This is a genomic window from Corynebacterium accolens, assembly GCF_023520795.1.
Taxonomy (GTDB): Bacteria; Actinomycetota; Actinomycetes; order Mycobacteriales; family Mycobacteriaceae; genus Corynebacterium; species Corynebacterium accolens.
The window spans coordinates 1,900,007-1,925,995 of the sequence record NZ_CP046605.1 but is presented as its reverse complement, the minus strand read 5'-3'; the positions used below and the strand labels follow the sequence as shown (position 1 = coordinate 1,925,995).

The 25,989-nt window shown below is 59.5% G+C and carries 24 protein-coding genes; 18 read left to right on the top strand and 6 right to left on the bottom strand.

The genetic code is table 11. The features are described 5' to 3' along the window. Positions 1-37: 37 nt before the first annotated feature. The 6 genes from CACC_RS09145 to CACC_RS09120 all read left to right on the top strand — a co-directional run bounded on the left by CACC_RS09145 (position 38) and on the right by CACC_RS09120 (position 5,407). A complete protein-coding gene (locus CACC_RS09145; RefSeq protein WP_005277891.1) occupies positions 38-649 on the top strand; it encodes an ATP-dependent Clp protease proteolytic subunit in 612 nt (203 codons plus the stop codon). 20 nt (positions 650-669) lie between these two features. Then, positions 670-1,293, top strand: coding sequence for an ATP-dependent Clp protease proteolytic subunit (locus CACC_RS09140; RefSeq protein WP_005277894.1), 624 nt, complete (start codon positions 670-672; stop codon positions 1,291-1,293). A 270-nt stretch (positions 1,294-1,563) separates the two neighbouring features. Further along, on the top strand, positions 1,564-3,066 hold the full coding sequence (locus tag CACC_RS09135) for a peptide MFS transporter (RefSeq protein WP_005277899.1): 1,503 nt from the start codon (positions 1,564-1,566) through the stop codon (positions 3,064-3,066). 323 nt (positions 3,067-3,389) lie between these two features. After that, positions 3,390-4,694 carry an inorganic phosphate transporter gene (locus CACC_RS09130; RefSeq protein WP_005277901.1) on the top strand — a complete coding sequence of 435 codons (1,305 nt, stop codon included), beginning with the start codon at positions 3,390-3,392 and terminating at the stop codon, positions 4,692-4,694. 3 nt (positions 4,695-4,697) lie between these two features. Further along, positions 4,698-4,988 carry a hypothetical protein gene (locus tag CACC_RS09125; protein WP_005277904.1) on the top strand — a complete coding sequence of 97 codons (291 nt, stop codon included), beginning with the start codon at positions 4,698-4,700 and terminating at the stop codon, positions 4,986-4,988. A 164-nt stretch (positions 4,989-5,152) separates the two neighbouring features. Beyond that, positions 5,153-5,407 (top strand): hypothetical protein, encoded by a 255-nt coding sequence (locus CACC_RS09120; protein WP_005277906.1) that lies wholly within the window; start codon positions 5,153-5,155, stop codon positions 5,405-5,407. Positions 5,408-5,490: 83 nt separating this feature from the next. Here the strand turns inward: CACC_RS09120 and fabG are convergent, their stop codons facing one another. Continuing rightward, positions 5,491-6,255, bottom strand: coding sequence for a 3-oxoacyl-ACP reductase FabG (gene fabG, locus CACC_RS09115; protein ID WP_005277910.1), 765 nt, complete (start codon positions 6,253-6,255; stop codon positions 5,491-5,493). 230 nt (positions 6,256-6,485) lie between these two features. Here fabG and clpX point away from each other — a divergent pair, with 230 nt between their 5' ends. Then, positions 6,486-7,781 (top strand): ATP-dependent Clp protease ATP-binding subunit ClpX, encoded by a 1,296-nt coding sequence (gene clpX / locus CACC_RS09110; protein WP_023029150.1) that lies wholly within the window; start codon positions 6,486-6,488, stop codon positions 7,779-7,781. 39 nt (positions 7,782-7,820) lie between these two features. On the opposite strand, the gene CACC_RS09105 is transcribed toward clpX, so the two are convergent. Then, positions 7,821-8,579, bottom strand: coding sequence for a TetR/AcrR family transcriptional regulator (locus CACC_RS09105; RefSeq protein ID WP_005277915.1), 759 nt, complete (start codon positions 8,577-8,579; stop codon positions 7,821-7,823). 408 nt (positions 8,580-8,987) lie between these two features. On the opposite strand from CACC_RS09105, the gene CACC_RS09100 reads away from it, so the two are divergent. Then, positions 8,988-9,950, top strand: coding sequence for a malate dehydrogenase (locus CACC_RS09100; RefSeq protein ID WP_005277917.1), 963 nt, complete (start codon positions 8,988-8,990; stop codon positions 9,948-9,950). Here the strand turns inward: CACC_RS09100 and panC are convergent. Both panC and panB read right to left on the bottom strand, forming a co-directional pair. Next, positions 9,947-10,768: a pantoate--beta-alanine ligase gene (gene panC, locus CACC_RS09095; protein ID WP_005277919.1), complete on the bottom strand. Its 822-nt coding sequence runs from the start codon at positions 10,766-10,768 to the stop codon at positions 9,947-9,949. The two genes, CACC_RS09100 and panC, sit on opposite strands and share 4 nt — an antisense overlap. An 11-nt stretch (positions 10,769-10,779) precedes the next feature. Continuing rightward, positions 10,780-11,601 carry a 3-methyl-2-oxobutanoate hydroxymethyltransferase gene (panB, locus tag CACC_RS09090; protein WP_005277923.1) on the bottom strand — a complete coding sequence of 274 codons (822 nt, stop codon included), beginning with the start codon at positions 11,599-11,601 and terminating at the stop codon, positions 10,780-10,782. A 57-nt stretch (positions 11,602-11,658) separates the two neighbouring features. Here panB and CACC_RS09085 point away from each other — a divergent pair, with 57 nt between their 5' ends. The 5 genes from CACC_RS09085 to ndk all read left to right on the top strand — a co-directional run bounded on the left by CACC_RS09085 (position 11,659) and on the right by ndk (position 17,267). After that, a complete protein-coding gene (locus tag CACC_RS09085; protein WP_035108406.1) occupies positions 11,659-14,391 on the top strand; it encodes a valine--tRNA ligase in 2,733 nt (910 codons plus the stop codon). After that, positions 14,391-15,962: a bifunctional tetrahydrofolate synthase/dihydrofolate synthase gene (gene folC, locus CACC_RS09080; RefSeq protein ID WP_005277926.1), complete on the top strand. Its 1,572-nt coding sequence runs from the start codon at positions 14,391-14,393 to the stop codon at positions 15,960-15,962. The genes CACC_RS09085 and folC overlap by 1 nt, the downstream gene beginning before the upstream one ends. Next, on the top strand, positions 15,959-16,453 hold the full coding sequence (locus CACC_RS09075) for a DUF4233 domain-containing protein (protein ID WP_005284398.1): 495 nt from the start codon (positions 15,959-15,961) through the stop codon (positions 16,451-16,453). The genes folC and CACC_RS09075 overlap by 4 nt, the downstream gene beginning before the upstream one ends. Before the next feature lie 5 nt (positions 16,454-16,458). Next, positions 16,459-16,770 (top strand): hypothetical protein, encoded by a 312-nt coding sequence (locus tag CACC_RS09070; RefSeq protein WP_005277932.1) that lies wholly within the window; start codon positions 16,459-16,461, stop codon positions 16,768-16,770. A gap of 86 nt (positions 16,771-16,856) precedes the next feature. Beyond that, entirely contained in the window at positions 16,857-17,267 is a 411-nt protein-coding gene (ndk, locus tag CACC_RS09065) for a nucleoside-diphosphate kinase (protein ID WP_005277934.1), read from the top strand. A gap of 147 nt (positions 17,268-17,414) precedes the next feature. Here ndk and CACC_RS09060 read toward each other — a convergent pair whose 3' ends face one another. Then, positions 17,415-17,765 (bottom strand): ArsR/SmtB family transcription factor, encoded by a 351-nt coding sequence (locus CACC_RS09060; protein WP_023017078.1) that lies wholly within the window; start codon positions 17,763-17,765, stop codon positions 17,415-17,417. Positions 17,766-17,875: 110 nt separating this feature from the next. On the opposite strand from CACC_RS09060, the gene arsB reads away from it, so the two are divergent. Continuing rightward, a complete protein-coding gene (arsB, locus tag CACC_RS09055) occupies positions 17,876-18,940 on the top strand; it encodes an ACR3 family arsenite efflux transporter (RefSeq protein ID WP_005277940.1) in 1,065 nt (354 codons plus the stop codon). Here the strand turns inward: arsB and CACC_RS09050 are convergent. Beyond that, positions 18,937-19,704, bottom strand: a complete 768-nt coding sequence (locus tag CACC_RS09050) for a hypothetical protein (protein ID WP_005277943.1) — start codon at positions 19,702-19,704, stop codon at positions 18,937-18,939. The genes arsB and CACC_RS09050 overlap by 4 nt on opposite strands. Before the next feature lie 224 nt (positions 19,705-19,928). Here CACC_RS09050 and CACC_RS09045 point away from each other — a divergent pair, with 224 nt between their 5' ends. The 4 genes from CACC_RS09045 to CACC_RS09030 all read left to right on the top strand — a co-directional run bounded on the left by CACC_RS09045 (position 19,929) and on the right by CACC_RS09030 (position 25,890). Next, on the top strand, positions 19,929-23,786 hold the full coding sequence (locus tag CACC_RS09045; protein WP_005277947.1) for a translation initiation factor IF-2 N-terminal domain-containing protein: 3,858 nt from the start codon (positions 19,929-19,931) through the stop codon (positions 23,784-23,786). A 224-nt stretch (positions 23,787-24,010) separates the two neighbouring features. Next, positions 24,011-24,316 (top strand): 50S ribosomal protein L21, encoded by a 306-nt coding sequence (gene rplU / locus CACC_RS09040; RefSeq protein WP_005277949.1) that lies wholly within the window; start codon positions 24,011-24,013, stop codon positions 24,314-24,316. A gap of 43 nt (positions 24,317-24,359) precedes the next feature. Continuing rightward, positions 24,360-24,638, top strand: a complete 279-nt coding sequence (gene rpmA / locus CACC_RS09035) for a 50S ribosomal protein L27 (RefSeq protein ID WP_005277951.1) — start codon at positions 24,360-24,362, stop codon at positions 24,636-24,638. A 631-nt stretch (positions 24,639-25,269) separates the two neighbouring features. Continuing rightward, a complete protein-coding gene (locus CACC_RS09030; protein ID WP_244262138.1) occupies positions 25,270-25,890 on the top strand; it encodes a hypothetical protein in 621 nt (206 codons plus the stop codon). The last annotated feature ends 99 nt before the right edge of the window (positions 25,891-25,989 follow it).

Genomic DNA, 25,989 nt, shown 5'->3' with positions numbered 1-25,989 from the left:
GCATTAGAGATTAACCGTCCTCAAGGAGACTTTTCGAATGTCTAAGAAATCTGACCAGCTTCAGATGACCACCCCAGCAGGCTCCGGCCTGAACTTGGGTGACAGCGTCTACGAGCGCCTGCTGCACGAGCGCATTATCTTTTTGGGCACCCAGGTAGACGATGAAATTGCCAATAAGTTGTGCGCGCAGATCCTGCTGCTTTCCGCAGAGGATCCCACGCGCGATATTTCGCTCTACATCAATTCCCCGGGTGGCTCCGTGACCGCGGGCATGGCCATTTATGACACGATGAAGTACTCGCCCTGCGATATCTCCACCTACGGCATGGGCTTGGCCGCTTCCATGGGCCAGTTCCTGCTCTCTGGTGGTACGAAGGGCAAGCGCTATGCACTGCCGCACGCTCGCATCATGATGCACCAGCCTTCCGCTGGCGTGGGCGGTACCGCTGCCGATATCGCCATCCAGGCGGAGCAATTCGCCCAGACGAAGCGCGAGATGGCCGAGCTCATTGCAGAGCACACCGGCCAAACCTTCGAGCAGATCACCAAGGACTCTGACCGCGACCGCTGGATGACGGCGCAGCAAGCCAAGGAATACGGCATTGTTGACCACGTTATCGAGTCCGTGAACGGCCCACTGAGCAACTAGGGAATAAGGAGAAAATCACTATGAATAAGTCGCAGATGCCAAGTTCCCGTTACGTACTGCCTTCTTTTATTGAGCAGTCCGCTCAGGGGACGAAGGAAACCAACCCGTACTCTAAGCTCTTTGAAGAGCGCATCATCTTCTTGGGCACCCAGGTCGATGACACCTCTGCCAATGACATCATGGCCCAGCTGCTGGTTCTTGAAAGCCAGGATCCGGACCGTGACATCACCATGTATATCAACTCGCCCGGTGGCTCCTTTACTGCCCTGATGGCAATTTATGACACCATGCGCTATGTGCGCCCCGATGTGCAGACCGTGTGCCTGGGCCAGGCGGCGTCCGCTGCCGCAGTGCTTTTGGCCGCTGGTGCTCCGGGCAAGCGCGCGGCGTTGCCGAACTCCCGCGTATTGATCCACCAGCCTGCAACCCAGGGCACCCAGGGCCAGGTCTCGGACTTGGAGATCCAGGCCGCAGAGATCGAGCGTATGCGCACCTTGATGGAAAATACCCTGGCGGAGCACACCGGCCGTACTGCCGAGCAAATCCGCATCGACACCGACCGCGATAAGATCCTCACCGCGGAAGACGCCGTGGAATACGGAATCATCGATACCGTCTTTGAGTACCGCAAGCTCAATTCTTAATACGGTGCTGGTGGGCTAACTCCATCAGCTAACACCCTGCGAGGCCGCTTCGAGAGGAGCCCTCGCAGGGTTTTATTATGTGCATATGAGTGCGCTCGATATATGCCTATGAGGGGCGTAGCAGGGGAGTGGTAGTGCGCGAGCGGCTACCCCAAATGGGGTGAATCTTTCAGAGAAATATCTGCAGGTCGTTAGGCAGATTTTTCAGTGCGATGTTTCACGTATAATGCCCGATTTGTGAATTAGACCTCTGAGTGGTCGTATTATGTTATGACAAATAAGGATCCAGAGGCGGAGGAGCAGACCTCCGCACCCGCTGCTTCGAGCGGGGAGCGCACATTCTTCGGTCACCCGTGGGGGCTGGCTAACCTGTTCGGCGTGGAGATGTGGGAGCGATTCAGCTTCTACGGCATGCAGTCCATCGTGCTGCTGTACATGTACTACGCCACGACCGATGGTGGCCTCGGCCTCGACCGCGGCGATGCAACATCGATCGTCGGCGCGTACGGCGGCTTGGTCTACATGGCCTGCCTGTTGGCATCCTTGGTAGCAGACCGCATCCTCGGTGCGGAGCGCACCCTGTTCTACTCCGCGATCATGGTAATGGCTGGACACCTCGTCTTGGCCTTCATCCCCGCCGTGACGGGTCTTGCCATCGGCCTGATCCTCATCGCCGTTGGTTCCGGTGGCGTGAAGACCACCGCGTCGGTGGTGCTGGGCTCGCTGTATAGCCGCGACGATCCTCGCCGTGACGGCGGCTTCTCCATCTTCTACATGGGCGTTAATATCGGCGCCCTCTTTGGTCCGCTTCTTACCACCGCAATGTGGGGCTGGAAGGGCTTCCACTGGGGCTTCGGCATCGCTGCCGTCGGTATGGCCTTGGGCCTTATCCAGTACACCATCATGCGTAAGACCACCATTAAGGACGCCGGACACGAAATCCCGAACCCGGCGGACTCCAAGCAGCGCATGATGGGCTTGGGCGCGATCGTCGTCGTCATCCTCGTCATGGTCATTGGCCTGGGTACTGGAATCATCAAGGTAGAGTGGCTGTCCAATATCGTCACCGCCGTTGCCCTTATCGCCGCCGTGTACTTCTGGATTCAGATGTACACCTCTGATTTGGTGACCCGGAAAGAAAAGAACCGCCTCTTGGGCTTTATTCCGATGTTCATCTCCGGTGTGCTGTTCTTCGGTATCTTCCAGCAGCAATTTACCGTGATGACCATTTACGCCGATGTGCGCTTGGATCGCCACATCTTCGGCCTCGAGATCCCGCCGTCACTGGTGCAGTCCATTAACCCGATCTTCATCGTTATCTTCTCCGCAATCTTCGCAGCGATGTGGACGAAGCTCGGTGACCGTCAGTGGTCCACGCCTGTAAAGTTCGGCGTAGCCAATATCATCATTGGTGTCTCGCTCTTCTTCTTCCTGCCGTTCTCCGGTTCGGGCGCAAACTCCACGCCAATGTATGTCATTATCTGGATCCTCTTCCTGTTCACCATGGGTGAGCTCATGCTGTCCCCGGTGGGCAACTCGCTGGCCACCAAGGTGGCTCCAGAGGCATTCCCATCGCGCATGATGGCCGTGTGGATGATGGCCGTGGCCATGGGTACCGCGCTTGCCGGCTCGCTGGCTAGCTTCTACAACCCAGAGGATGCGGCTGCGGAAAACACCTTCTTCATTTCCCTGGGTGTCGCTTCCATCGCGCTGGGCATCGTCCTGCTCGTGCTGAGCCGCTGGGTGGTCAAGAAGTTCGCTACCTTCCGTTAAAACGGGAAGTAAATACCCTATATTTTGAGAGGTGCGTTGGCGTTAAGCCGGCGCACCTCTCTTAGTGTTTTATACCACGGTATTAAAGGCTGAAGATAGATTAGATTTTTGAAAAAATACTGGTAGAACGCGGATTTTCGGTATGGGGCTGGTGCCAAGCTACGCGCGGAAGGTTAACACTAGGCAAAGTGCAGTTTACTTCTTAGAAACGCTATTGGCTCGCCTTATTATTGCGCGGTACGCTGCTCTTGGTGCGCGACGAATAACGGCGTCGCAAATGCACTTTCTCGTCATTTGTTGATTGCTTACAAGGGGCCAATGCTGTGACAGCGACTTTGATTATCTTGGGCATTGTGGTGGTTACCGCCCTAGCCTTTGACTTCACCAATGGTTTTCACGACACCGCTAATGCGATGGCAACCTCCATTGCTACCGGCGCGCTGAAGCCATTTACCGCGGTAGCGATTTCTGCCGCGCTCAACCTCGTCGGCGCATTCCTGTCCGTGAATGTCGCGGCAACGGTGGCTAAGGGCATCGTCAACCTCGATTCTTATGACCTGTCGGGCGCAGCCGCTGATTCCGATGGTCAGGCCCTTTTGATGGTGGTCTTTACCGGCCTTATCGGCGGTATTCTCTGGAACCTGTTCACTTGGTTGCTCGGACTGCCGTCCAGCTCTTCCCACGCCCTTTTCGGTGGCCTTATCGGCGCCGGTTTCGCAGCCATGGGCACTGGGGGAGTGGAGTGGACCTCCATCATGGCCAAGATCATCATTCCGGCTGTGGCCTCTCCGATTATCGCCGCCTTGGTATCTGCCTGCGCCACCTTCCTCGTGTATTGGGTAACCAACACCATTCCAAATAAGGAAAAGAACGAGCACTTCCGCCACGGCCAGATTGTGACCGCTTGCTTGGTATCGCTGGCGCACGGTGCCGGCGACGCTCAGAAGACCATGGGCGTTATCTTCCTCGCCCTCGTGGCCTCAGGCCATGCGGTTGCCGATGCCCGCATTCCCACCTGGGTCATTGTTGCCTGTGCGATTGCCATTGCGGCCGGTACGCTGTCCGGCGGCTGGCGCGTTATCCGCACCTTGGGCAAGGGGCTCGTGGAGATCGAATCCCCGCAAGGTATGGCAGCCGAGGCAACGTCTGCGGCCATCATCTTGACCTCCGCTACCGGCGGCATGGCGCTTTCTACGACCCACGTATCCACCGGTTCCATCCTTGGTACCGGTTTGGGCCGCCGCGGCGCGGAAGTTCGCTGGGGCGTGGCGATGCGCATGGTGGCTGCTTGGCTCATTACGCTGCCCTGTGCTGCTTTCGTTGGCTTCGCATCGTGGTGGCTGGCGCACGGCGTTTCCTCTGTCACGACGGTAGCTACCGGTGCCATCGTGGACTTCGTCCTGCTCCTGGCCATGACCGCGCTCATCGTTATCCGCTCCCGCATGAACCCGGTCGATGCCTCCAACGTCAATAATGACTGGGATGACAACGCTGAGTCCGTGGATTCCTCTTTGGAGCCACGCGTTGGCGCGAAAGAGTCCGTCGCAGCCGCAGGGGGTATGACCCCGGTAGCGGCGGTCGACGGGAGCACGAACCCCACCTCATCTACTCCGAACGAGGAGCGCTAGAACATGACTGCTGCAGAAATCTTCGAATCTATTCTCCGCGTCGCCGGACTGGCCCTCGTCTTCGGCGCCGGCATTCCCCTGCTCTTCGCCCTGGGCATGCGTTCCATGACGGGCGATCCCATTCGCGATGATAACGGCGTGGTGGTAGGAGATACTCCCGCGAGCCGGCAAATGAAGGTGCTGGGTTGGACCGTTTATGCCGTACTAGGTGCCATCATTGTGGTGGCAATCGCGTGGATTGCGCGCGATACCCTGAACCATTACTTCGGCTTCGCCCCGTTCGGCGACCTTTAAGAGTCACCCGCGGGCCGAGGGAACGAGCCCGTGACCATGTAATACGCCTCACAGCCACTTAAAGTTAACAAAAGGTTAACTTTAAGTGGCTTAGGGGTTGCTTAGTGGGTAAGTACCAAGTATATTCAACCCTATCAACAGTGCAACATTGAGAGGTGAGAGAGATGAACACGATGCGGACCTTCTTTGGTGGCATTAGCGATATGTTCAAGGACTCCACCACGGGTACGGGTTTGGATACGGTGTCGCAGACGCCGGTTTCTGCCCGCGTAGCGGAAAATCTCGTTGACGCGGGGCTGACCCCCGCGACGACCAAGGACGTCGCTGAGTCCTTCGCATTCGTTGCCGGCCACGCGCCAGATGAGTTGGAAATGCTCGATGTCGAGGCATTCTTGCTCGAATTCGGCTGGCTGCAATAAAAGCCGCACTAGATAACCCCGCCAGGCACCATCCTCGGTGTCGGCGGGGTTATCTGCGTTATAGGGCTGGGCATCGGCAAGCGCTAGCGCGGCGGCAGGATGGCCTCCGGGGTTTCGGGCAGGAGCTGGCCGCCATCAATAATGAGCGTTTGGCCGGTGATATATCCGGCCTCGGTGGAGGCGAGGAAGGCCGCGGCATTGCCAATATCGCGGGGGCTGCCAAGCCGGTGCAGCGGGATGGAGCGCGTCATTTCATCGAGGTAGTCCTGGCCCTGCGCTTCGAGGCCTTCGGTGAGGATATTTCCGGGCAAAACGCCATTGATGGTGATGCCATCGCGGGCGATTTCTAGGGCAACGGAGCGGATAAAGCCCTGTTGGGCCGCCTTGGAGGCGCCGTAATGTGCCCAACCGGGAAAGCCGGTGTGCGAGCCGGTAATGGAGGTGGTGATAACGATGCGCCCGTAGCCGCGCTCCTTCATATACGGCAGGGCTTCTTGCACGACCTTGAACGTGCCGTGGGTGTTGATTTCAAACATTGTCTCCCACTGTTTATCGGTCATCTCTTCCAGCGGGCAGTTGGGAAAGATCCCGGCATTGGAACAGACGATGTCGATCGCCCCGTGTGCGGCGTGGACCTTGGCAAACATTTCTTTGATGGAGGCCCTATCGGTGACATCGACGGGGTAGGCGGTCGCACCGAGCTCCGCGGCGGTGGCTTCGGCCTTATCGGTATCAATATCGGCAATGACGACGCTGGCGCCGGCTTCGCGCAAGGAGGCAACGATGCCCTTGCCGATGCCCGCAGCCCCGCCCGTGACAATCGCGGTACGGTTGGTGAGGTCAAACATGAAATGGCTCCTTCGGCGGTGGTGGAGGAAGTAGAGGATCCAATCTCAAGTTTAGTGATGTGGGCGGATAAAGATCTGCGAATTTCGCCACGCGGAGGGAATGAATAGGAGCCGTGTCGGGTTGATTTACTAAGGTAGATTTTTGAACAACCAACCGCGGGGACGGAAGTGAGCGAGCCTTCCTACCCACCTTTAAAAGCGGTAAACAAGAGCGAGTGTGAAAGTACTGAATGGCACGTATGCAAGAAAGCGCTGATCTCCTGAAGTGTTCCTTCTGCGGAAAGAGCCAAAAGCAGGTGAAAAAGCTTATCGCCGGTGGCGGGGTCTACATCTGCGATGAGTGCATCGAGCTCTGCAATGAGATTATTGAAGAAGAGCTCGGCCACGAGCAGGCCGAGGAGTCTTCCGAGGCGGAGGTGCGCCTGCCCAAGCCTTCGCAGATTTCTTCCTTTTTGGATAAGTACGTCATTGGCCAGGACAAGGCCAAGCGCGTGCTGTCGGTAGCGGTGTATAACCACTACAAGCGCATTAAGGCCGAAGAATCCGCCGCGCTAGATGCGCGCCGGAAGAAGGCCGAAGGCGAAGAGGTAGAGATCTCTAAGTCCAATATTTTGATGCTGGGGCCTACCGGTTCCGGTAAGACCTACCTGGCGCAGACCTTGGCGCGCCTGCTGGATGTGCCTTTCGCCATCGCGGATGCCACCAGCCTGACGGAGGCCGGTTATGTGGGTGAGGACGTCGAAAATATCCTCTTGAAGCTGCTGCAGGCAGCGGACTTTGACGTGGAGCGCGCCCAGCGCGGCATCATCTACGTCGACGAGGTGGATAAGATTTCCCGCAAATCCGAAAACCCCTCCATTACCCGCGATGTCTCCGGCGAGGGCGTGCAGCAGGCGCTGCTGAAGATCCTGGAGGGAACCGTGGCCGCCATCCCGCCGCAGGGCGGGCGCAAGCACCCCAACCAGGAATTTATCCAGCTAGATACCTCCAATATCCTCTTCATCGTCGCCGGCGCGTTTGCAGGCCTCGACCAGGTGATCGCGGATCGCGTGGGCAAGAAGGGCGTTGGCTTTGGCGCGAAGCTGGGCACCGAAGACGAGCGGGAAAAGGTGGACCTGTTTTCCCAGGTGCGCCCGGAAGACCTCGTGAAGTTCGGCTTGATCCCAGAATTTATCGGCCGCCTGCCCGTGGTGGCGACGGTGGATAACTTGGACCGCGAGGCCCTGGTCAAGGTGCTCACTGAGCCCAAGAACTCGCTGCTCAAGCAGTACAGCCGCCTATTTGAGATGGATGACTGCGAGCTGCACATGGATGACGGGGCGCTGGATGCTATCGCTGAGCTCGCCCTCGAGCGCAAAACCGGCGCGCGCGGCCTGCGCGCGATCCTGGAAGAACTGCTCGTTCCAGTGATGTTTGAGCTGCCAGACAGAGAAGATATTTCCGCCGTGCACATTACCGCAGACTGCGTCACCCAGGGCGCAGAGCCCGAATTCACCTACAAGGATGAGGCGAAGGAATCGGCTTAGTGAGAAGGGGGCACCGGCAAGCAGCCGGTGCCCCTACTTTTATGCCTCGCCGTAGATATCTTGCGGGGAGGCTTCATCGCCCTCGTCGGCATCAGAAGGCACCAAATAAGACTCGTGGCCGGAATCGGGGATATTGGCGGTGAGGAATGCCAGCACGGCATCGACGGTAAGCCGGTGCATGCCGTCGGTATTTGCCTGGCTGGACATATCCACGCCCAACAGGTTGTCCATCATCGCCCGGTTGGTCACGCGGTACGAGGTGAGCGAGGCGATGATGGTGAAAATATCGTTGGTGGAAATGCCCGGGCGGAAGGCGCCGGCGTCCTGGCCCAGCATGAGCAGGCGATCGAGGTGAAGGGCGACGCCGCTAAAATCCGCCACGGGATTGGTGGAAGAGCCCACGATGGACTGGGCGGTTTCCCAGGTCATCATGCGGATGGCCTCGGGGTGGTTGACGTACTGCCAAAAGATCCAGTCCACCAGCTTGCGCACGCCCTCGACTGGGACCGCGGAATCGAGTTCCAGGTCTTCTTCGTCAGGGCGGAGGCGCTCGGCGGCGGTGCTTAGAGCGCTTAAATACAGGCCCTGCTTATCGCCAAAGTGGTAGTGAATCATGCGCTTGGACATGCCGGATTCCGCGGCGATGGTATCCAGCTTGGTTTCAGAAAAACCCCACGCGGAAAACTGGGAAATGGCGATATCCACCACGGCATCGGTGCTGATGGAATCCGCAGCGTGAGTGTCGGAGTCCTCCGCCTGCTCCGCAGCGTGCAGCGGTTCGGTGTGCTCAGTGCTCATAGCATGTGTCCTATCTCTGCTTCGCGGCGCCGATGTGGCGATGGTGGGTAGTGTCTCGGGAACTGCACGGCCGGCCTCATGCTGGTTTGATGCGGCAGTGGTTGGCCACCGTGCAGCCGCCCACAGGCAGTGAATGCATCCCTGCAAGCGCGCTTCCCAGTGGGGTCTGTGCCGCTTCCATCATGCCCGATTAGCCCCACCCCGCGGGAGGTATGTGCCCATTGGGGGCGTTAATTTGGAGGTAAACGGGGGTAATATCCGGAAATTTGGCGGCGTTTTCCCTCCGAAAGAGGGGGATTTATTTCACAACACGCTACCTCCGTATAGCGCTAAGCTCGGGGGTGGATACATCCCGTGGAGGGTGGCGTGCATGAGGGACGCTTACAACTCCACGACATATGAGGAGGAATGAGCATGACCCAGCCAGTAAAAGTAACCGTTACCGGCGCCGCCGGAAATATCGCCTACTCCCTGCTGTGGCGGATTGCCGCAGGCGACGTATTTGGCAAGGACACCCCGGTAGACCTTGCCCTCTTGGAAATCCCCGCGGTAGTAGAAAAGGCCGAGGGCGTGGCCATGGAGCTGCGCGATTCCGCCCTGCCGCTGGTGAATTCGATTGCGGTGACCGATGACCTCAAGGTGGCCTTTGAGGATGCCTCCGCCGCATTCCTCGTCGGCTCCCGCCCACGCAGCAAGGGCATGGAGCGCGCTGACCTGCTCGAGGCCAACGGCGCCATCTTTACTGAGCAGGGCAAGGCCATCAATGACTACGCGGCGCGCGATGTCCGCGTGCTGGTGGTGGGCAACCCAGCCAATACCAACGCGCTGATTGCCGCGCATAGCGCGCCGGATCTGGATAACTCCCAGTTCAACGCGCTCATGCGCTTGGACCACAACCGCACCTTGGGCCAGCTGGCGGCCAAGACGGGCAAGGCCACCAAGGACTTTTCCAAGATTGCGGTCTGGGGCAACCACTCCGCCACCCAGTTCCCGGATATCGCTTTCTCCAACGCGGAGGTAGATGAGCAGTGGTACCGCGAGGAGATGATCCCCAAGGTGGCCAAGCGCGGCGCGGAGATCATTGAGGTGCGCGGTAGCTCGTCTGCGGCGTCGGCTGCATCTGCGGCCGTGGACCACATGCACGATTGGGTCCACGGCACCGAGGATTGGCGCACCGCCGCCGTGCCTTCGGATGGTTCCTACGGTGTAGACGAGGGCCTCATCTGCGGCTTTCCCACCATCTGCCGCGACGGCAAGTGGGAAATCGTCCAAGGCCTGGAGCTCAGCGATTTCCAGAAGGAGCGCATCGAGGCCTCCGTGCAGGAGCTGCGTGAGGAGCGCGAGGCCGTAGCCCACCTGCTGAAAGGTTAAGCCTCCAGCACCAAGTTATCGATAAGCCGCACCGGCCCCACATGCGCTGCTACCAGCGCCAAGGCGGGCCGGTGTTGTGCATCTACGGGCTCGAGCGTGGCCGGGTCCACCACGGTGAGGTAATCCACCGTCACGCCGGGGGAGGAAGCGAGCTGGGCCTCAGCTTCTTCACGTGAGGCGCCATCCTGCAGCGCGAAGAGTGCCTGGGATAAGGCGACCGCCTGCTCACGCTCGGCGGCACTGAGGCGCGCATTGCGGCTGGACTCGGCCACGCCGTCCGTTGCGCGCACGATGGGCACGCTGATGATGTCCAGCGGCAGGTCGAGGTCCGCCACCAGGCGGCGGATGATCGCTACTTGCTGCGCATCCTTTTGCCCAAAATAAGCGCGGTCTGGTGTGACAAGGTGAAACAGCTTGCTCACCACGGTGGCCACGCCGTCAAAGTGGCCGGGGCGCGAGGCACCTTCCAAGACCGAGCCCATCTCACCCGTGCGCACCCACACCCGCGGGGTGCCACCCGGGTACATTTCCTCCACGCTGGAGGCGAAGACCGCATCGACTCCCAACGAGTCCAGCAGTGCGGCATCCGCGTCGAGGGTGCGCGGGTAGGCGCGGTAGTCTTCGCAGTCGCCCAGGTCCGTGAACTGGAGGGGATTGACAAAGACCGAGCACACCACGGTGTCGTTGTCTTCGCGGGCGCGGCGAATGAGGGAAGCGTGGCCGTCGTGAAGCGCGCCCATCGTGGGCACCAAACCCACGGAACCGGACGCTGCCGCGCGGAAGGCACGGAGTTCGGATTTAGTTGTGAGGATCTGCATGGCTTAAGACCTTAGTCCTCGAAAGACTCCTCGGCGTTGGGGAAGGAACGTTCACCCACATCTGCGACATAGTCCTTCGCTCCTTCCAGCAGCGCGCCGCGCAGATTCGCGTAGCGGCGCACAAAACGCGGCGCCTTGGGACCTCCCAGGCCGAAGGCATCGGTCCACACCAGAATCTGACCGTCGGTCTGCGCGCCGGCGCCGATGCCGATGGTGGGGATGGGCAGCTCCTTGGTCACCTGCTCAGCAAGGGCTGCCGGGACCATCTCCAGCACCACGGCGAAGGCGCCGGCCTCGGCGAGGGCGCGGGCGTCGTCGTGAAGCTTCTCCGCACCGGCACCCCGGCCTTGGACCACGAAGCCGCCCAAGGCGTGGACCTGCTGGGGTGTAAAGCCAATGTGGGCGCAGACCGGGATGCCGGCGGCGACAAGCGCGGCAACAATGGGAGCGCGCTCCGCACCGCCCTCCAGCTTCACGGCCTGCGCGCCGGTTTCCTTCATGACGCGCACCGCGGTCTCCAGCGCCTGGGAGGGGCCGTCCTCATAGGAGCCGAAGGGAAGGTCCACCACCACGAAGGCGCGGGAGGTCGAAGCAACCACCGCGCGGGCCAGCGGGATCATCTCATCGAGGGTGAGCGAGAGCGTGGTTTCGCGGCCCAGCACCACGTTGGCCAGGGAATCGCCGACGAGCAGGAGATCGACCCCGGCTTCATCGAAGATTTCGGCGGTCAAGCAGTCGTAGCTCGTCAGGCACGCGAAGGCCTGAGAGTTGTCTTTGGCTTGGGTGAAGTAACGGGTGCGGAGGCGGGCGCGGTGGCCAGGGTTGTGAGACATGCCCTTACTCTAGACAGGCCGGTGGTGCCAGTTGACGCACAGGGTAGAGTTGGCCAGGTGACTGATCAGAATAAAGAGCAACTCGTTGGCACCAACCGCGCGGACCAGCTTCCCAAGTCCTGGGAGCCGCAGGCAGTAGAAAAAGACCTCTACGAAGGCTGGGTAAGCGCCGGTTACTTCACCCCGGATGCATCCTCGGAGGCGGAGCCCTATTCCATCGTGCTGCCGCCGCCGAACGTCACCGGCCAGCTGCACATGGGCCACGCCTTGGACCACACTCTGATCGACTCCATCATTCGCCGCAAGCGCATGCAGGGCTATGCCACCCTGTGGCTGCCGGGCGCTGACCACGCAGGCATCGCCACCCAGACCAAGGTGGAGGCCCGTCTGCGTGAGCAGGAGGGAAAGAAGCGCTGGGATTATGAGCGCGAGGAATTCATCGACAAGGTCTGGGAATGGAAGGAGCAATACGGCGGCACCATCCAGAACCAGATGCGCGCCATCGGTGACTCCGTGGACTGGACCCGCGAGCGCTTTACCCTGGATGAGGGCCTGTCGCGCGCGGTGCAGACCATTTTTAAGAACCTCTACGATGAGGGCATGATTTACCGGGCCAACCGCCTGGTCAATTGGTCGCCGGTGTTGGAGACCGCCGTTTCTGATATCGAGGTCGTCTACAAGGACGTCGAGGGCGAGCTGGTCTCCATCCGTTATGGCTCGCTCAATGACGATGAGCCGCACCTCATTGTTGCCACCACGCGTGTGGAAACCATGCTTGGCGATGTCGCCATTGCCGTCCACCCCGACGATGAGCGCTACGCCCACCTCGTGGGCCAAGAATTGGATCACCCCTTCCGCGATGACCTGAAGCTGAAGATCATCGCCGATGATTACGTGGACATGGATTTTGGTACCGGTGCGGTAAAGATCACCCCGGCCCACGATCCAAATGACTACGCCATGGGCACCCGCCATAACTTGGATATGCCGACGGTGATGGATACCACCGGCCACATCGCGCATACCGGCACCCGGTTTGATGGCATGACGCGCGAAGATGCGCGCGTGGAAATTAGGGAGGCGCTGCGGGAGCAGGGGCGCATCCTCAAAGAAATCCGCCCCTATGTTCACTCCGTGGGCCACTCGGAGCGCTCCGGCGAGCCCATCGAGCCGCGCCTATCGCTGCAGTGGTTCGTCGATGTCGCGCAGATGGCGAAGGCTTCCGGTGACGCCGTGCGTGAGGGCGATACCGTCTTGCACCCGCAGTCGCTGGAACCGCGCTATTTCGAGTGGGTCGATGACATGCACGATTGGTGCATTTCCCGCCAGCTGTGGTGGGGCCACCGCATCCCCATTTGGTACGGCCCGGAGCGCACGAACGAGTCCGGCGAGGTCGAACGCGACATCGTGTGCGTCGGCCCCGATGAGGAGCCGCCGGCAGGATACGAGCAGGATCCGGATGTCCTCGATACCTGGTTCTCTTCGGCGCTGTGGCCATTTTCCACCCTGGGCTGGCCCGATAAGACCCCGGATCTGGAGAAGTTCTATCCCACTAACGTGCTGGTCACGGCCTATGACATCTTGTTCTTCTGGGTCGCACGCATGATGATGTTTGGTACCTTCGCCGGCACCAAGACCCCAGAGCTTTTGGGTCAGGGCACCGATGGCCGCCCGCAGATTCCTTTCAAGGACCTCTACTTGCACGGACTTGTGCGCGATGAGCAGGGCCGCAAGATGTCCAAGTCCCTGGGCAATGGCATTGACCCGATGGACTGGGTGCGCGATTACGGCGCCGATGCGCTGCGCTTTACCCTGGCCCGCGGCGCCAACCCGGGCGTGGATTTGCCGCTGGGCTCTGACGCCGCTGCGGCATCGCGCAATTTCGCTACCAAGCTCTTTAATGCCACCAAGTTCGCGCTGATGAACGGCGCCGGCGTGGCACCGCTGCCAAAACGCACGGAGCTTTCCGATGCCGACCGCTGGATCCTCGACCGCGCCGAAGAGGTGCGCACTCAGGTCGATGCCTACTTGGACGATTATCAATTTGCCAAGGCCAACGAGCTGCTTTACCACTTCACCTGGGATGAGCTCTGTGACTGGTACCTGGAGATTGCCAAGACGCAGATCCCGCGTGATGGCGAAACGGTAGAAGGCCGCAATACCCAGATCGTTTTGGGCCGCGTCATCGACGTGGTGCTGCGCCTATTGCACCCCACCATGCCGTATGTGACCGAGGTGCTGTGGAAGGCATTGACCGGCGGGGAATCCATCGTCATCGCCCCATGGCCCACAGTGGCCGATACCAACGGCGGCGCCACCAAGGACGCGGTGGCCGCCCGCCGCATTGACGATGCCGATAAGCTCATCACCGAGCTGCGCCGCTTCCGCTCCGATCAGGGCGTCAAGCCATCGCAGAAGGTACCGGGCCGCCTCGACTTCGCCGCGGCAGACCTGCAGGGCCAAGAGGAATTGGTCCGCAACCTGGCCAATACCACCGCGCCGGACGAGGACTTTAACCCCTCGGCCTCCATTGAGGTGCGTCTGTCCCAGGCCACCGTGGAGGTCACGCTGGATACCCACGGTGCGGTCGACGTTGAAGCCGAGCGCAAGCGCCTGGAAAAGGATCTGGCCAAGGCCAATAAGGAACTGGAACAGACAGGCAAAAAGCTGGGCAATGAGAACTTCCTGGCCAAGGCGCCGGAAGACGTGGTCAATAAGATTCGGGCGCGCCAAGACATCGCGCGCGAGGAAGTCGAGCGCATTACCAGCCGTTTGGAGGGCCTTAAGTAGTGTCAGATCAGCGCTTCAATCACGACGCCAACGGCAATGGCGAGGCCGCCGGGGGAGAGGACGATTTTGAGATCGTCGACGCCCTCAAGGAGGGTACCGATGGCACCCCGGTGGAGATCACGGAATCGGGCCTGACCCTGAACCTGGGCATGGGCGAGGACGAAGAATATAATGACGCCGCGCCCCAAGAGGTATCCCCGGAGGAGCTGCAGGCGCTCGGTGAGGTGGAAGACGAGCTCAACCAGCGCTGGCCGGAGACCAAGATCGAGCCCACCCTGGAGCGCATCGAGATGCTCATGGATTTGCTCGGCCACCCCGAGCAATCCTTTGATGTCATCCACATCGCGGGCACCAACGGCAAGTCTTCTACCGCGCGCATGGTCGATTCGCTGCTGCGTTCCTTCCACCGCCGCGTGGGCCTGGTCACCAGCCCGCACCTGCAGCGGGTCACCGAGCGCATCGGCATCGATGGCCGGCCCATCCACCCGCGCGACTACGTGCGCCTGTGGCACGAAATCAAGCCGTATGTGGAGATGGTGGATGCGCGTTCCGATGTCCCCATGTCCAAGTTCGAGGTCCTGGTGGGCCTGTCCTATGCAGCGTTTGCCGATGCCCCCGTTGACGTCGCCGTCGTCGAGGTTGGCCTCGGCGGGCTGTGGGATGCCACGAACGTGGTCAATGCAGACGTCTCCGTAATCACCCCGGTGGGTCTTGACCACACGGATTACCTGGGCAGCGATATTCGGGAGATTGCGGGGGAGAAGGCGGGCATCATCAAGCGCCGCGCCGATGCCGAAGACCCGCTGACCCCGAACGAAAACATCGCCATTATTGCCGAGCAAGTCCCCGAGGCCATGCAGGTCATTCTGCAGCGCGCGGTGGATATGGATGCGGGCGTGGCGCGCTCCGGCGCAGAGTTCGCGGCCCTAGAATCCCGCATCGCGGTCGGTGGCCAGCAGGTCAATATCCAGGGCCTCGGCGGCATGTATGAGGATATTTTCTTGCCGCTGCACGGCGAGCACCAGGCCAAGAACGCGGCCGTTGCCCTTGCGGCGGTGGAAGCCTTCTTCGGTGCCGCTTCCGGGCATCCTCTGGATATTGCCTCTGTGCGCAATGGTTTTGCCAAGACGATTTCGCCCGGCCGCCTTGAGCGCGTGCGCACCTCGCCCACGACGTTTATCGATGCCGCCCATAACCCCCACGGCGCCAAGGCGCTCGGCGCGGCGCTCGACCGCGATTTCGACTTCGCGCGGCTTATCGGCGTAGTCTCCATCTTTGCCGATAAGGACGCCCAGGGAATCCTCGCCGCGCTGGAGCCGTATTTGAGCGAGGTAGTCATTTCCCAGAATTCCTCGCCGCGCGCGCTCGATGCCTATGAACTAGCGGAAACGGCCCGCGATATTTATGGCGAAGAGCGCGTCTATGTGGCCGATGATCTGCCCGGTGCCTACGCGCAAGCCGTGGAGCTGGCCGAGGAATCCGAGGTGCAATCCGGCTCCGGTATTGTCATTACCGGTTCGGTGGTCACCGCAGGTGAAGCCCGCGCGATGTTTGGAAAGGAGCCCGCATGACCAGCCCTGATCCCCGGTCCCGCCCGTCTCGTCCGCCTCGTCCGCCGCGCCGCGGCGATGAAGTCGCGGATAATGAAATCGGCCCATTGGGCTTGGGGCAGGACCCCGTCAAGGATCCGCTCAAGAGCTTTAATGGCATGGTCATCGCCAGCTCGCTCATCATGGAGTCGATCACGCTCGTTTTAGCCCTGCCTCTGTTGTACAAGCTGTATGACGGCACGCTGTGGACGCCGTTTAACTACGGTGTGGTCGTAGGTGCCCTGATATTCCACCTGGGCATGATCGCGTTTATGAATAAGAAGTGGGCGCTGACCGTCATCGTCTGGGCGCAGCTATTGGGGCTTATCCTGGGGTTTATGGCGCACTGGTCCATCGCCGCGATCTTCATCATCTTCGGCATGGAGTGGCTGCTCGCGGCGTATTTGCGCAGTAACTTAATCGCCCGCATGAAGCGCGGTTACTTAACTACCCAGCACCTCAACCAGAAGTAGGGGCCATGCGCACCGTCTATCTCGTCCTCGCGGCCCTGGCTTGCATTGCCGCGGTAGCTGCCCGCGCGGCCACGGGTGCGCCGTGGCTGCCGCTAGTAGCGCTTATCATTGCCGCCGTATTTTTGGCCCTGGCCCTGCGCGCTAATTTTCAGCGGGCAGAAGAAGCCACCATTGATGATTTGGATAAAGAGCAGCGCGCAGAGATTAAACGTTTGCTGGGCAACGGCCAGTTCGGCACGGCCGTCAACCAAGTGCGCCTGTGGTTTCGGGGTACCTCCCACGAGGGCGCGACGGAGATAGTCCAGCAGCTTACTTAATGCTTATTAAATGCCGACCACTACGCTGCCCCCACTTATAGCCCTCGGTCGTGGACGAGTTGTGGGTATTCGGTACAGTATGGGGCATGACTGAACGTACATTGATCCTCATTAAGCCGGACGGCGTAAAGAATGGCCACGTGGGCGAGATCATCGCCCGCATCGAGCGCAAGGGCCTCAAGCTGGCCGAGCTGGACCTGCGCGTGGCTGACCGCGAGACCGCAGAAAAGCACTACGAAGAGCACAAGGACAAGCCATTCTTCGGCGAGCTGGTGGACTTCATCACCTCCGCACCGCTGATTGCCGGCGTTGTTGAAGGCGAGCGCGCCATCGAGGCATGGCGCCAGCTGGCCGGTGGCACCGACCCCGTTTCCAAGGCCGCACCGGGTTCCATCCGCGGTGACTTCGCACTCAGCGTGGGCGAGAACATCGTGCACGGCTCCGACTCCCCAGAGTCCGCAGAGCGCGAGATCGGAATTTGGTTCCCGAATCTCTAAGTACTGAAGCTACCTAGATTTCAAGGAAGCCCGAGCGTTAAGCTCGGGCCTTTTCCTTTATAAAGGGATTTATTAAGGGTCTAAAAACGTTGATTGGCTCACAGAATTGCGGGCATATTAGCTCAAAGTTTTATAGTTAGTGGCTCTTTAATCGAAGGAGAGTAACTTGCACAGTGCGGTGAAAGCTTGTTTTTGCACTTCATGGGTGACGGTGCGGCCAGTTTGCCGTTTGGCTAAGAGGCCAGCATCCCGCAATTTTGCAAGATGGTGAGACACCGTCGGCTGGCTGAGACCGGATAATGTGGTCAGTTCGGAAACGCTCATCGGGCCGCAGCCTTCATCGCACAAGATGGATAAAAGACGAAGTCGGGCGGGATCTGCAAGTACCTTGAATTGCTGGGCAAGATGCACGGAATCGGCCTGGTCTATGGGGCCGTTGCTGAGTGAACAACATTCGTTGATGTGGGGATTTTTGGTCGTGCCGTGCGAAGAAACCATGCCTTTAGTATATGGGCGTTTGCCTCATCTATTCATATTGACGAGCATCGATATGAACGGTTACAGTAGTGCAGAATACAGTGCTACTTGGGTCAATAGAGGAGACGGTTATGGCTACATCACAGCAGCCGCGTTTGGCTTTTCTCGATCGCTTTCTTCCCGTGTGGATCATCATAGCTATGATTCTTGGCCTGCTTATAGGCCATTTTCTTCCGGGAATTGGAAGAGCGCTCTCAGCTTTGGAAATTGGAGGTATTTCCCTTCCAATCGCTTTAGGGCTGCTGGTGATGATGTATCCACCGCTTGCTAAAGTGCGCTATGAAAAGACCCGGGAGATTGCCACTGACAGACGGCTGATGACCGTGTCGATCGTCTTGAATTGGCTCGTAGGGCCAGCATTCATGTTCGTACTGGCCTGGATATTTTTGGCGGATCAACCAGAATTGCGCACGGGTCTTATTATTGTCGGCCTTGCCCGCTGCATCGCTATGGTCTTGGTATGGTCAGACCTATCCTGCGGTGACCGGGAAGCCACGGCAGTACTAGTAGCAATCAACTCCGTTTTCCAGGTTGCGATGTTCGGAGTCCTGGGTTGGTTTTATTTGCAGATACTGCCGGGGTGGCTGGGCCTTGATACCACATCTGTCGAATTTTCTTTTTGGTCCATTGTTACTTCGGTGCTCGTGTTCCTAGGTATTCCGCTTTTGCTCGGGGTCATCTCCCGAGTATGGGCAGAGAAAACTAAAGGGCGTGAGTGGTTTGAAAACCGCTACCTTCCCGCCGTGTCTCCTTTAGCAATGATCGGTTTGTTGTACACAATCGTCTTACTGTTCTCCCTGCAGGGAGAACAGCTCGTGGAGCAGCCGATAGCGGTGGTTAGGGTAGCGGTGCCTCTGATGCTGTACTTTGTCGGGATGTTCTTTCTGGCTTTGGGCGTAGCTAAAGCTGCCGGAATGAATTATGCACAGTCTGCCTCAGTGGCCTTTACCGCAGCGGGAAATAATTTTGAGTTAGCCATCGCGGTGTCCATCGGTACCTTTGGTGCCACCTCTGCTCAAGCGTTAGCCGGTACCATTGGGCCTCTTGTTGAAATTCCGGTTTTGGTTGGCTTGGTATACGTAATGCTCTGGATTGGTCCCAAGTTATTTCCAGGAGACCCGAGTCTGCCGAATTAGCGTCTGCCAAGTTGATACAGGCACCGCACTCCAGTAGGGGTGAGGGTGATGCGCCAGCTTTCTATTTTCGAGCGCAGGCCAATATTTTCTACCTTCACTAGCCCATGCTTTTTTAGTTCCTGGAGCGCATCGGACAGGGGATCTAGCTCCACCTGCATCAGGCGGGACAAAGCCTTAGTGGTGGTCGTATTGCCCTGGACGGCCCCGGCGGTGACGAGGGCGGTGAGGATATCGAGGTGGGCATCGGCAAGCTGCATGGCACTATCCGTGACCCCTTCTAAGGGATCTTCAGCCACGATGCGCTGCATGCGGCGGCGGCCAATGCGGAAGGACTGGGAAAACATGGCCCACAAGCCCAGCGGGAGTGCGAACGCCGACACCGCGCCGGTTAAGATACCTTCCACGGGTGGGGCCAGGGAAATGTCCGGCAACCAGCCAGCCGCGGATAGCGGGGCCATGGCTAGCGGTAGAGCAATTGGAATTACTGGCGCCCAATAAGCAATGGCGGGGTAATCGCCCTCGAGGTAGATATCCTGGCTAGCCCCAATGGAGCGGGGATAGTGGCGGATGAGGGGCACTAATCCGATGACTGCAAAGACCGCAAAAACGGCGGCGCCTATCAGCATGTAGCTGGCCCCCGTTTGAGCAAAACCGAGGGCAAAGCCGGCCGGAACGCCGCATAAGCACGCCTCTTTCGGCGTAATCTCATTGCGCTGCCGGTACTGCGATAATGTTCGGGCGGGACGTGGTGCCAGTTCTGCCATAAGTTCAAACGTATCATCGCCCACAGCCTGCTCGCCCCGCCAAGATTCTGTGACACAATGGAACTCACGCGCAGCGCGCGCATAATTTCATAATCCTACAAGCTTTAACGCAGTGCGTTTATCGTGGCTATTCGTGCGGCAGCGGCGCGGTCCTTTTTGGGGCTGTGCCTGCGCCCGAGTGGCCGACGCACCATACAATCGAAGTACAGGAGTAAGCCCAACTAATGGCGGCACAGAACTCTCAAGAAACAACTGAAAACCTCCAGGCAGCCGCGGCTTTGGCCCAGCGCATAGACCCGAGCGAGCTCAAAGATAAAACCCGCGTGTATGCCTTGGCCAAAAAGCTCGGCTTATCGTCACGCCAGCTGGTGGCCCAGCTTAAGGACATGGGCCTGAACAAGACCGCGCAGAGCTCCATTACCCGCGCGGAAGCAGGCGACCTTTTTGCTGCTCTAGCCCGCCATGAAGGGGGCTCGGATGCGGAGCAGCCTGCAATCGCGGACGAGAGCCCGGCAGAAGCAAAGCCTGAGAGCAAGACCAAGACCACCAAGCGGGCTCGGCGCACCCGCAAGGCCACGAAGAAGTCCGCGCCCGCGGCAAAGAAAAAACCAGCGCAGGCAGATGCCGCGGAGGCAGATAGCGCCCCGGCTGACAACACCGCAGCCGATGCGGAAGAGGAAAAGAACCTGCGCTACCGCGTGCGAAAGAACGTGGACAATGAAATCTCCCAGATTGAGGAAAAGGTCGATGCATCGCTGGTAAAAAGCGCATTGCCGGATGTAAAGCAGGCGCCGGACCGTCTGCCGGATCCTGAGCCGGCGAACGCGCCCGCGCGCGCTGAAGATGATGCCCCTGCCGACGCTGATGCTGCTGGTGCGAGCGAAGCGACCGGGACCGTGGATCCAGCGAAGCTGCATGAGGTGCTGGCAGAGGCTGGCGAAGACTTCGACGATGATTACTATGCACCGCGCATAGTCCCGCGCGCGGAGACGGACGACGATTCCGCCGCATATGACTTCGCGCCGCTGTTTATGCCGCCGCAACAGCAGGATGCCGCCGAGCTTGGCGAGGACGATGCCGCGGACATGGCGGCGATCGCTGAAGCCGCTGATGTGGCGGAGCCTAGCGACGACGCCGAACCCGACGAGGCCGAGGCAGGCAATAAGGCAGCGCGCGGGGGTTCTGACAAGCGCCGCCGCGGCCGCCGCGGTACCTCCCGCGGGCGCGGCGGGAACGAGAGCTCCAAGAAGGAGGCGGCGGATAAGGAGCCGGAGCTTATCGATGAGCCCAAGGCTATCCGTGGCTCCACCCGCATCGAGGCACAGAAGCGCCGCCGCGCAGAATTGCGCGAGAAGGGCCGCGAGCGCCAGCACATCGTCTCCCAGGCGGAATTTTTGGCGCGGCGCGAGGCCGTGGAGCGCACCATGGTGGTGCGCGATAAGCAGCGCGAGGACGGCGCGGGCGTCGTCACGCAGGTTGGCGTGCTTGAAGATGACCTCTTGGTCGAGCACTTCGTTACCACCGAGTCCCAGGCCTCCCTCATTGGCAATATTTACTTAGGCCGCGTGCAAAACGTCTTGCCGTCTATGGAGGCGGCATTTGTGGACATCGGCCAAGGCCGCAATGGTGTGCTCTATGCCGGCGAGATTGACTGGCGCAAGACCAAATTGCACGGGCGCTCCCGGAAGGTAGAAAATACCCTGAAATCCGGCGACCAGATTTTGGTGCAGGTGGCAAAGGATCCGATTGGCCACAAGGGTGCGCGACTGACCACCCGGATTTCCTTGGCCGGGCGCTACCTCGTCTACGTTCCAGGCGGGCGCAGCGCCGGAATCTCACGCAAGCTGCCGGCACCGGAGCGCAAGCGCCTGAAAGACATCTTGGGCCGCGTGGTGCCAGGCGATGGCGGCGCCATCATCCGCACCGCTGCCGAAAACGTTCCCGAAGAGGCCATCGCAACCGACGTGCAGCGCCTGCATAACCGGTGGGAAGATATTTCCGCCCAGGCCAAGAAGGAAAAATCCTCTAAGGGCGCTAAACCGGTCACGCTTTATGAAGAGCCGAATATGCTCATCAAGGTTGTCCGTGACCTCTTCAACGAAGATTTCCACCGCCTGATCGTGGACGGGAAGCGGTCCTTTAATACGGTCAATGCCTACGTGGAATCCATGGCCCCGGATCTTGCGGACCGCGTGGTGCGCTATAAGCCGAAGGACCACGGCGGCCAAGACGCCTTTGCCGCCTACCGCATTGATGAGCAGCTGCATAAGGCGCTCTCGCGCAAGGTGTGGCTGCCCTCTGGCGGCACCTTGGTCATCGACCGCACCGAGGCCATGACCGTCATCGACGTCAACACCGGCAAGTTCACCGGCTCCGGCGGCAACCTGGAAGAGACCGTGACCCGCAATAACCTGGAGGCTGCCGAGGAAATCGTGCGCCAAATGCGCCTGCGCGATCTGGGCGGCATGATTGTGGTGGACTTTATTGACATGGTGCTGCCGGAAAACCAGGATCTGGTTTTGCGGCGCCTGAAGGAGGCCTTGGGCCGTGACCGCACGCGCCACCAGGTGTCCGAGGTTACTTCCCTGGGCTTGGTGCAAATGACGCGCAAGCGTTTGGGCACCGGCCTGGTAGAGACCTTTTCCACCGAATGCGAGCACTGCCATGGCCGCGGCATCATCATCCACGAGTACCCGGTCGATGAAGCAGAAGACAACCACTCCGGCCACCACTCGCACGGTTCCTCCAAGGCTCACAAGAAGCCTGAGCACGATCCCCAGCAGCATCCGGCTGCCGTGGTCATGCACGAGCACGACGATGAGGACGAGCGCGCGGAGAAGAAGGGGCAGAAGGGACGCAAGGGCCGCAGGAATGCCACGTCCCAGCCGCAGAAGTACCAGAAGACGGACGCCCCGCTCTACGGCAACGAGGACGAGCAGTCACCGTCGCTGGAAGAGCTGGTGGCCAATGTCGTCGTAGACGATGAGACCGGTGACTCCGAGCAGAAGGATTCCCAGAAGCGTGCCGATAACGCCCGCGGACACCGCGACGACCGAGGCCGCAGCGAGGGCAAGCAGAAGAAGCGCCGCCGGGCGCAGAAGAAGTCTGAGGTCTCTGAAATCGAGGCCATCGCCTATGCCGCGGCGGACAACGCCGCCGAAAGCGATGAGGTACAGGAATTTAATTCCTATGTGCCCGATGGCCGAGAAGCACCGGCGAAGGAGAAGAAGCGCACCCAGCGGGGCAAGAAGCCGCGCCGGGCAACGCGGACCTCGCCTGCGACCCGTCGCGCGCAGGAGCAGCCGAACAAGCGCCAGCAGGCCGCTGAAGGAAAGGCTGAGGAAAAGAAGGCAGAAGTTGCCGATGCGCCGGAGAAGACCTACGAGGAGGCAGTAGCCGAGTTTGAGGCCTCTCCGCGCCGCAAGCACCGCACACGCGGGAATTCGCGTTCCGATAATCGCCCGCGCCCAGAGGATTTTGCCCAGCCACAACAGGCGGAATCCGCGAGTTCCTCCGATAAGGCCCGCGGTGACGATGTGGCCCAGCAGGAAGGCGAGCAGCAGCAGTCCCGGGGCAAGGCACGCGGGCGCGGCCGGCGCCGCAGTGTTCGCACCCAGCCGAACTCTCGCCGGGCTACCGTGCAGGCTTCGCACCGGGCCAACGCCCAGGAGGCGCAGCACGGCGATAAGGGCGAGGACTCCTCGCGGACGGCGGAGCAGCGCCACGAAAATATCAGTGGCGGGAAGAAGAATTCCCCGGCACAGGGAGGCCGTCGCGGCAAGCGCCGCGTGGTGCGTACCAACCCGAGGGATAAAGCCACCTCGCACAACGCGGGTACGCCTTCGGCTACACCTGTTCAAGGGGAGAAGGATTCCCAGAAGGCTAGCGCCCCGCAGACCGAGACCAAGGTTATTCGCCGTGGGAAGAAGCGCGCGGTGAAAAAGACGGGGGCGCCGGCAGCAGCTGCGCGACAGGAACGTGCTGGGGAAAAGGCGTCTACAAACGCGCCGGAGACCCCGCAGACTGGAGCTAAGGATGCGGGCCGGCGGCAGCGCCGCGTAGCACGGCGGTCTACGTCCTAGCGCACCGCCACGCGGGGACGAAGTGCGTGGTTTGTATTTTGTACCCGCGGCGGGGTAGTCTTTGACAGTCGCTGTTTAGAACTCTCGGCGCTGGATCAGCCCACAATTGCCGCCCGGTGATTGCGGACATGTTCGCGCGAGGTCTGAACGCAATATGTAAGTGTCCATTCGGATGACGGCCTGGATGCCGTGTCCGAGCGAGTTTAGATAAGGGGTAACCCTCTATGTACGCGATCGTCAAGACCGGCGGCAAGCAGTACAAGGTTGCTGAAGGTGACCTCGTCAAGGTCGAGAAGATCGAGGGTGAGCCAGGCTCTGCCGTGGCTCTCACCCCGGTTCTGCTCGTCGATGGCGCCGCTGTGAAGTCCAAGGCTTCCGACTTGGAGAAGGTTTCTGTTTCCGCGGAAATCGTTGAACAGGGTAAAGGTCCAAAGATTGATATCCTGAAGTACAAGAACAAGACTGGTTACAAGAGGCGTCTGGGTCACCGCCAGCCTCTGACCACCTTGAAGATCACCGGTATCAAGTAAGCCTTAACCGGGCTGTAAATCATCCCCGAAGGAGGGAAACGACATGGCACACAAGAAGGGTGCTTCCAGCTCCAGCAACGGTCGCGATTCCGAGTCCAAGCGCCTCGGCGTCAAGCGCTTCGGTGGTCAGCAGGTTAACGCCGGCGAGATCATCGTGCGTCAGCGCGGCACCAAGTTCCACCCAGGTGAGAACGTTGGTCGCGGCGGCGACGACACCTTGTTCGCACTTGCTGCTGGCTCCGTAAAGTTTGGCATCAAGCGCGGTCGCCGGATGGTCAACATCATCCCGGCTGAAGAGGTTGCAGCAGAAGCTACTGCTTAACTTCTGCTCAAAGAACTTAATCCTCGAGCCACTGTCACAAAACGTGAGAGTGGATCGAGGATTTTTCTTTGTCTTGGGCTCCTTGAGTTCAGAGGGGTCAATGTAGAGAGGCCCAGATGAATGGGGCGGGGTTGCGCGCGTATGGTGTGCTACCAGTCCTACGCTTGGGAATGAATCTTCTGAGGTCGACAATAAGGCCTTTAACCAGAAGAAAATTAAAGAAAATAGTTTCCTTTCCAGTGCAGGTGATTCATCCGCTCAACAATGTGCGATGCGGCAGATTTTTGCATATTCAATCTTTGTGAGTCCTGTATTGCCCACTTTGGGGGAGTGGGACCTAGCAAGAGGGGGCTTTTGATGGCTTTGAACGTATCAGTTAGTTAATAGGTTAAGCGAACTAGATGCTTCTCGACTGCATAATATGTGTCAGAGGGGTTGAGCACAGTGTTTACGATGTTGACTCCTTTTATATTCTGGCGGTAAAATCAACAAAGCAACGACGCGCCGTATTGCTAGGCGAAGCATGATTTTCCCTCGCCCGTGAAGGGTATGGGTGCCGCCACCAGGCGTGTTCGTGATCAGGGCAATCAGCCCTTATTGCATCACTACTTTTCCTATGAGGAGCACCCCTATGTCTGAATCTCAAAAGCGCACCCGCAAGGGTTGGGTCCTTCCCGCCTCCGTCGCCTCTGTTGCTTTAATCGCCTCTCTTGCCGCTGGAACCTTGGGCGCCTACTCCGCCCAGATTACAAACGATGGGAACACTGCTGGCACGGGTAAGCTGACCATGTCGGAATCCGAGATCGTTGATGGTCAACCCACCAAGACCCAAGATACTGCCTCCGGAAATAACAACACCATCGCCGTTTCAGACATCAATAAATACGGTGGCAATATGAAGATGGTGCCAGGGGATTCTCAGACTACGACTGTACAGTTTAAGAACACTGGCTCGGTTGACGCCTCCGCCTTCACTCTGAACTTCGGTGATTGCACGGCAACTGGAAAGAATGAGTCCGCCAATTCGCTTTGTGATGCTTTGCAGGTGACTGTCACCTCTGGTGATCAGACTTTGGCCAACCAGCAGTCACCGTCAGCATTGTCCGGTCAAACTATAAATATCGAATCCCCTATGAAGGTCGATGCGACCAAGGATTTCGAAATCACCGTGACCTTGCCAGAGGGGACTACGGACACTTCGCTTATGGGGCAGCAAATCTCGCAGAATCTGGTCTGGACGCTGTCCGCCTAAAAGCATTTACCTCTTGTAATTCAGGGTAAAGGGAGATAGTCCCCGCACGATACATTTTGAAACATCGCCACAACGCCGGAGTTAATGATATGCAGGCAC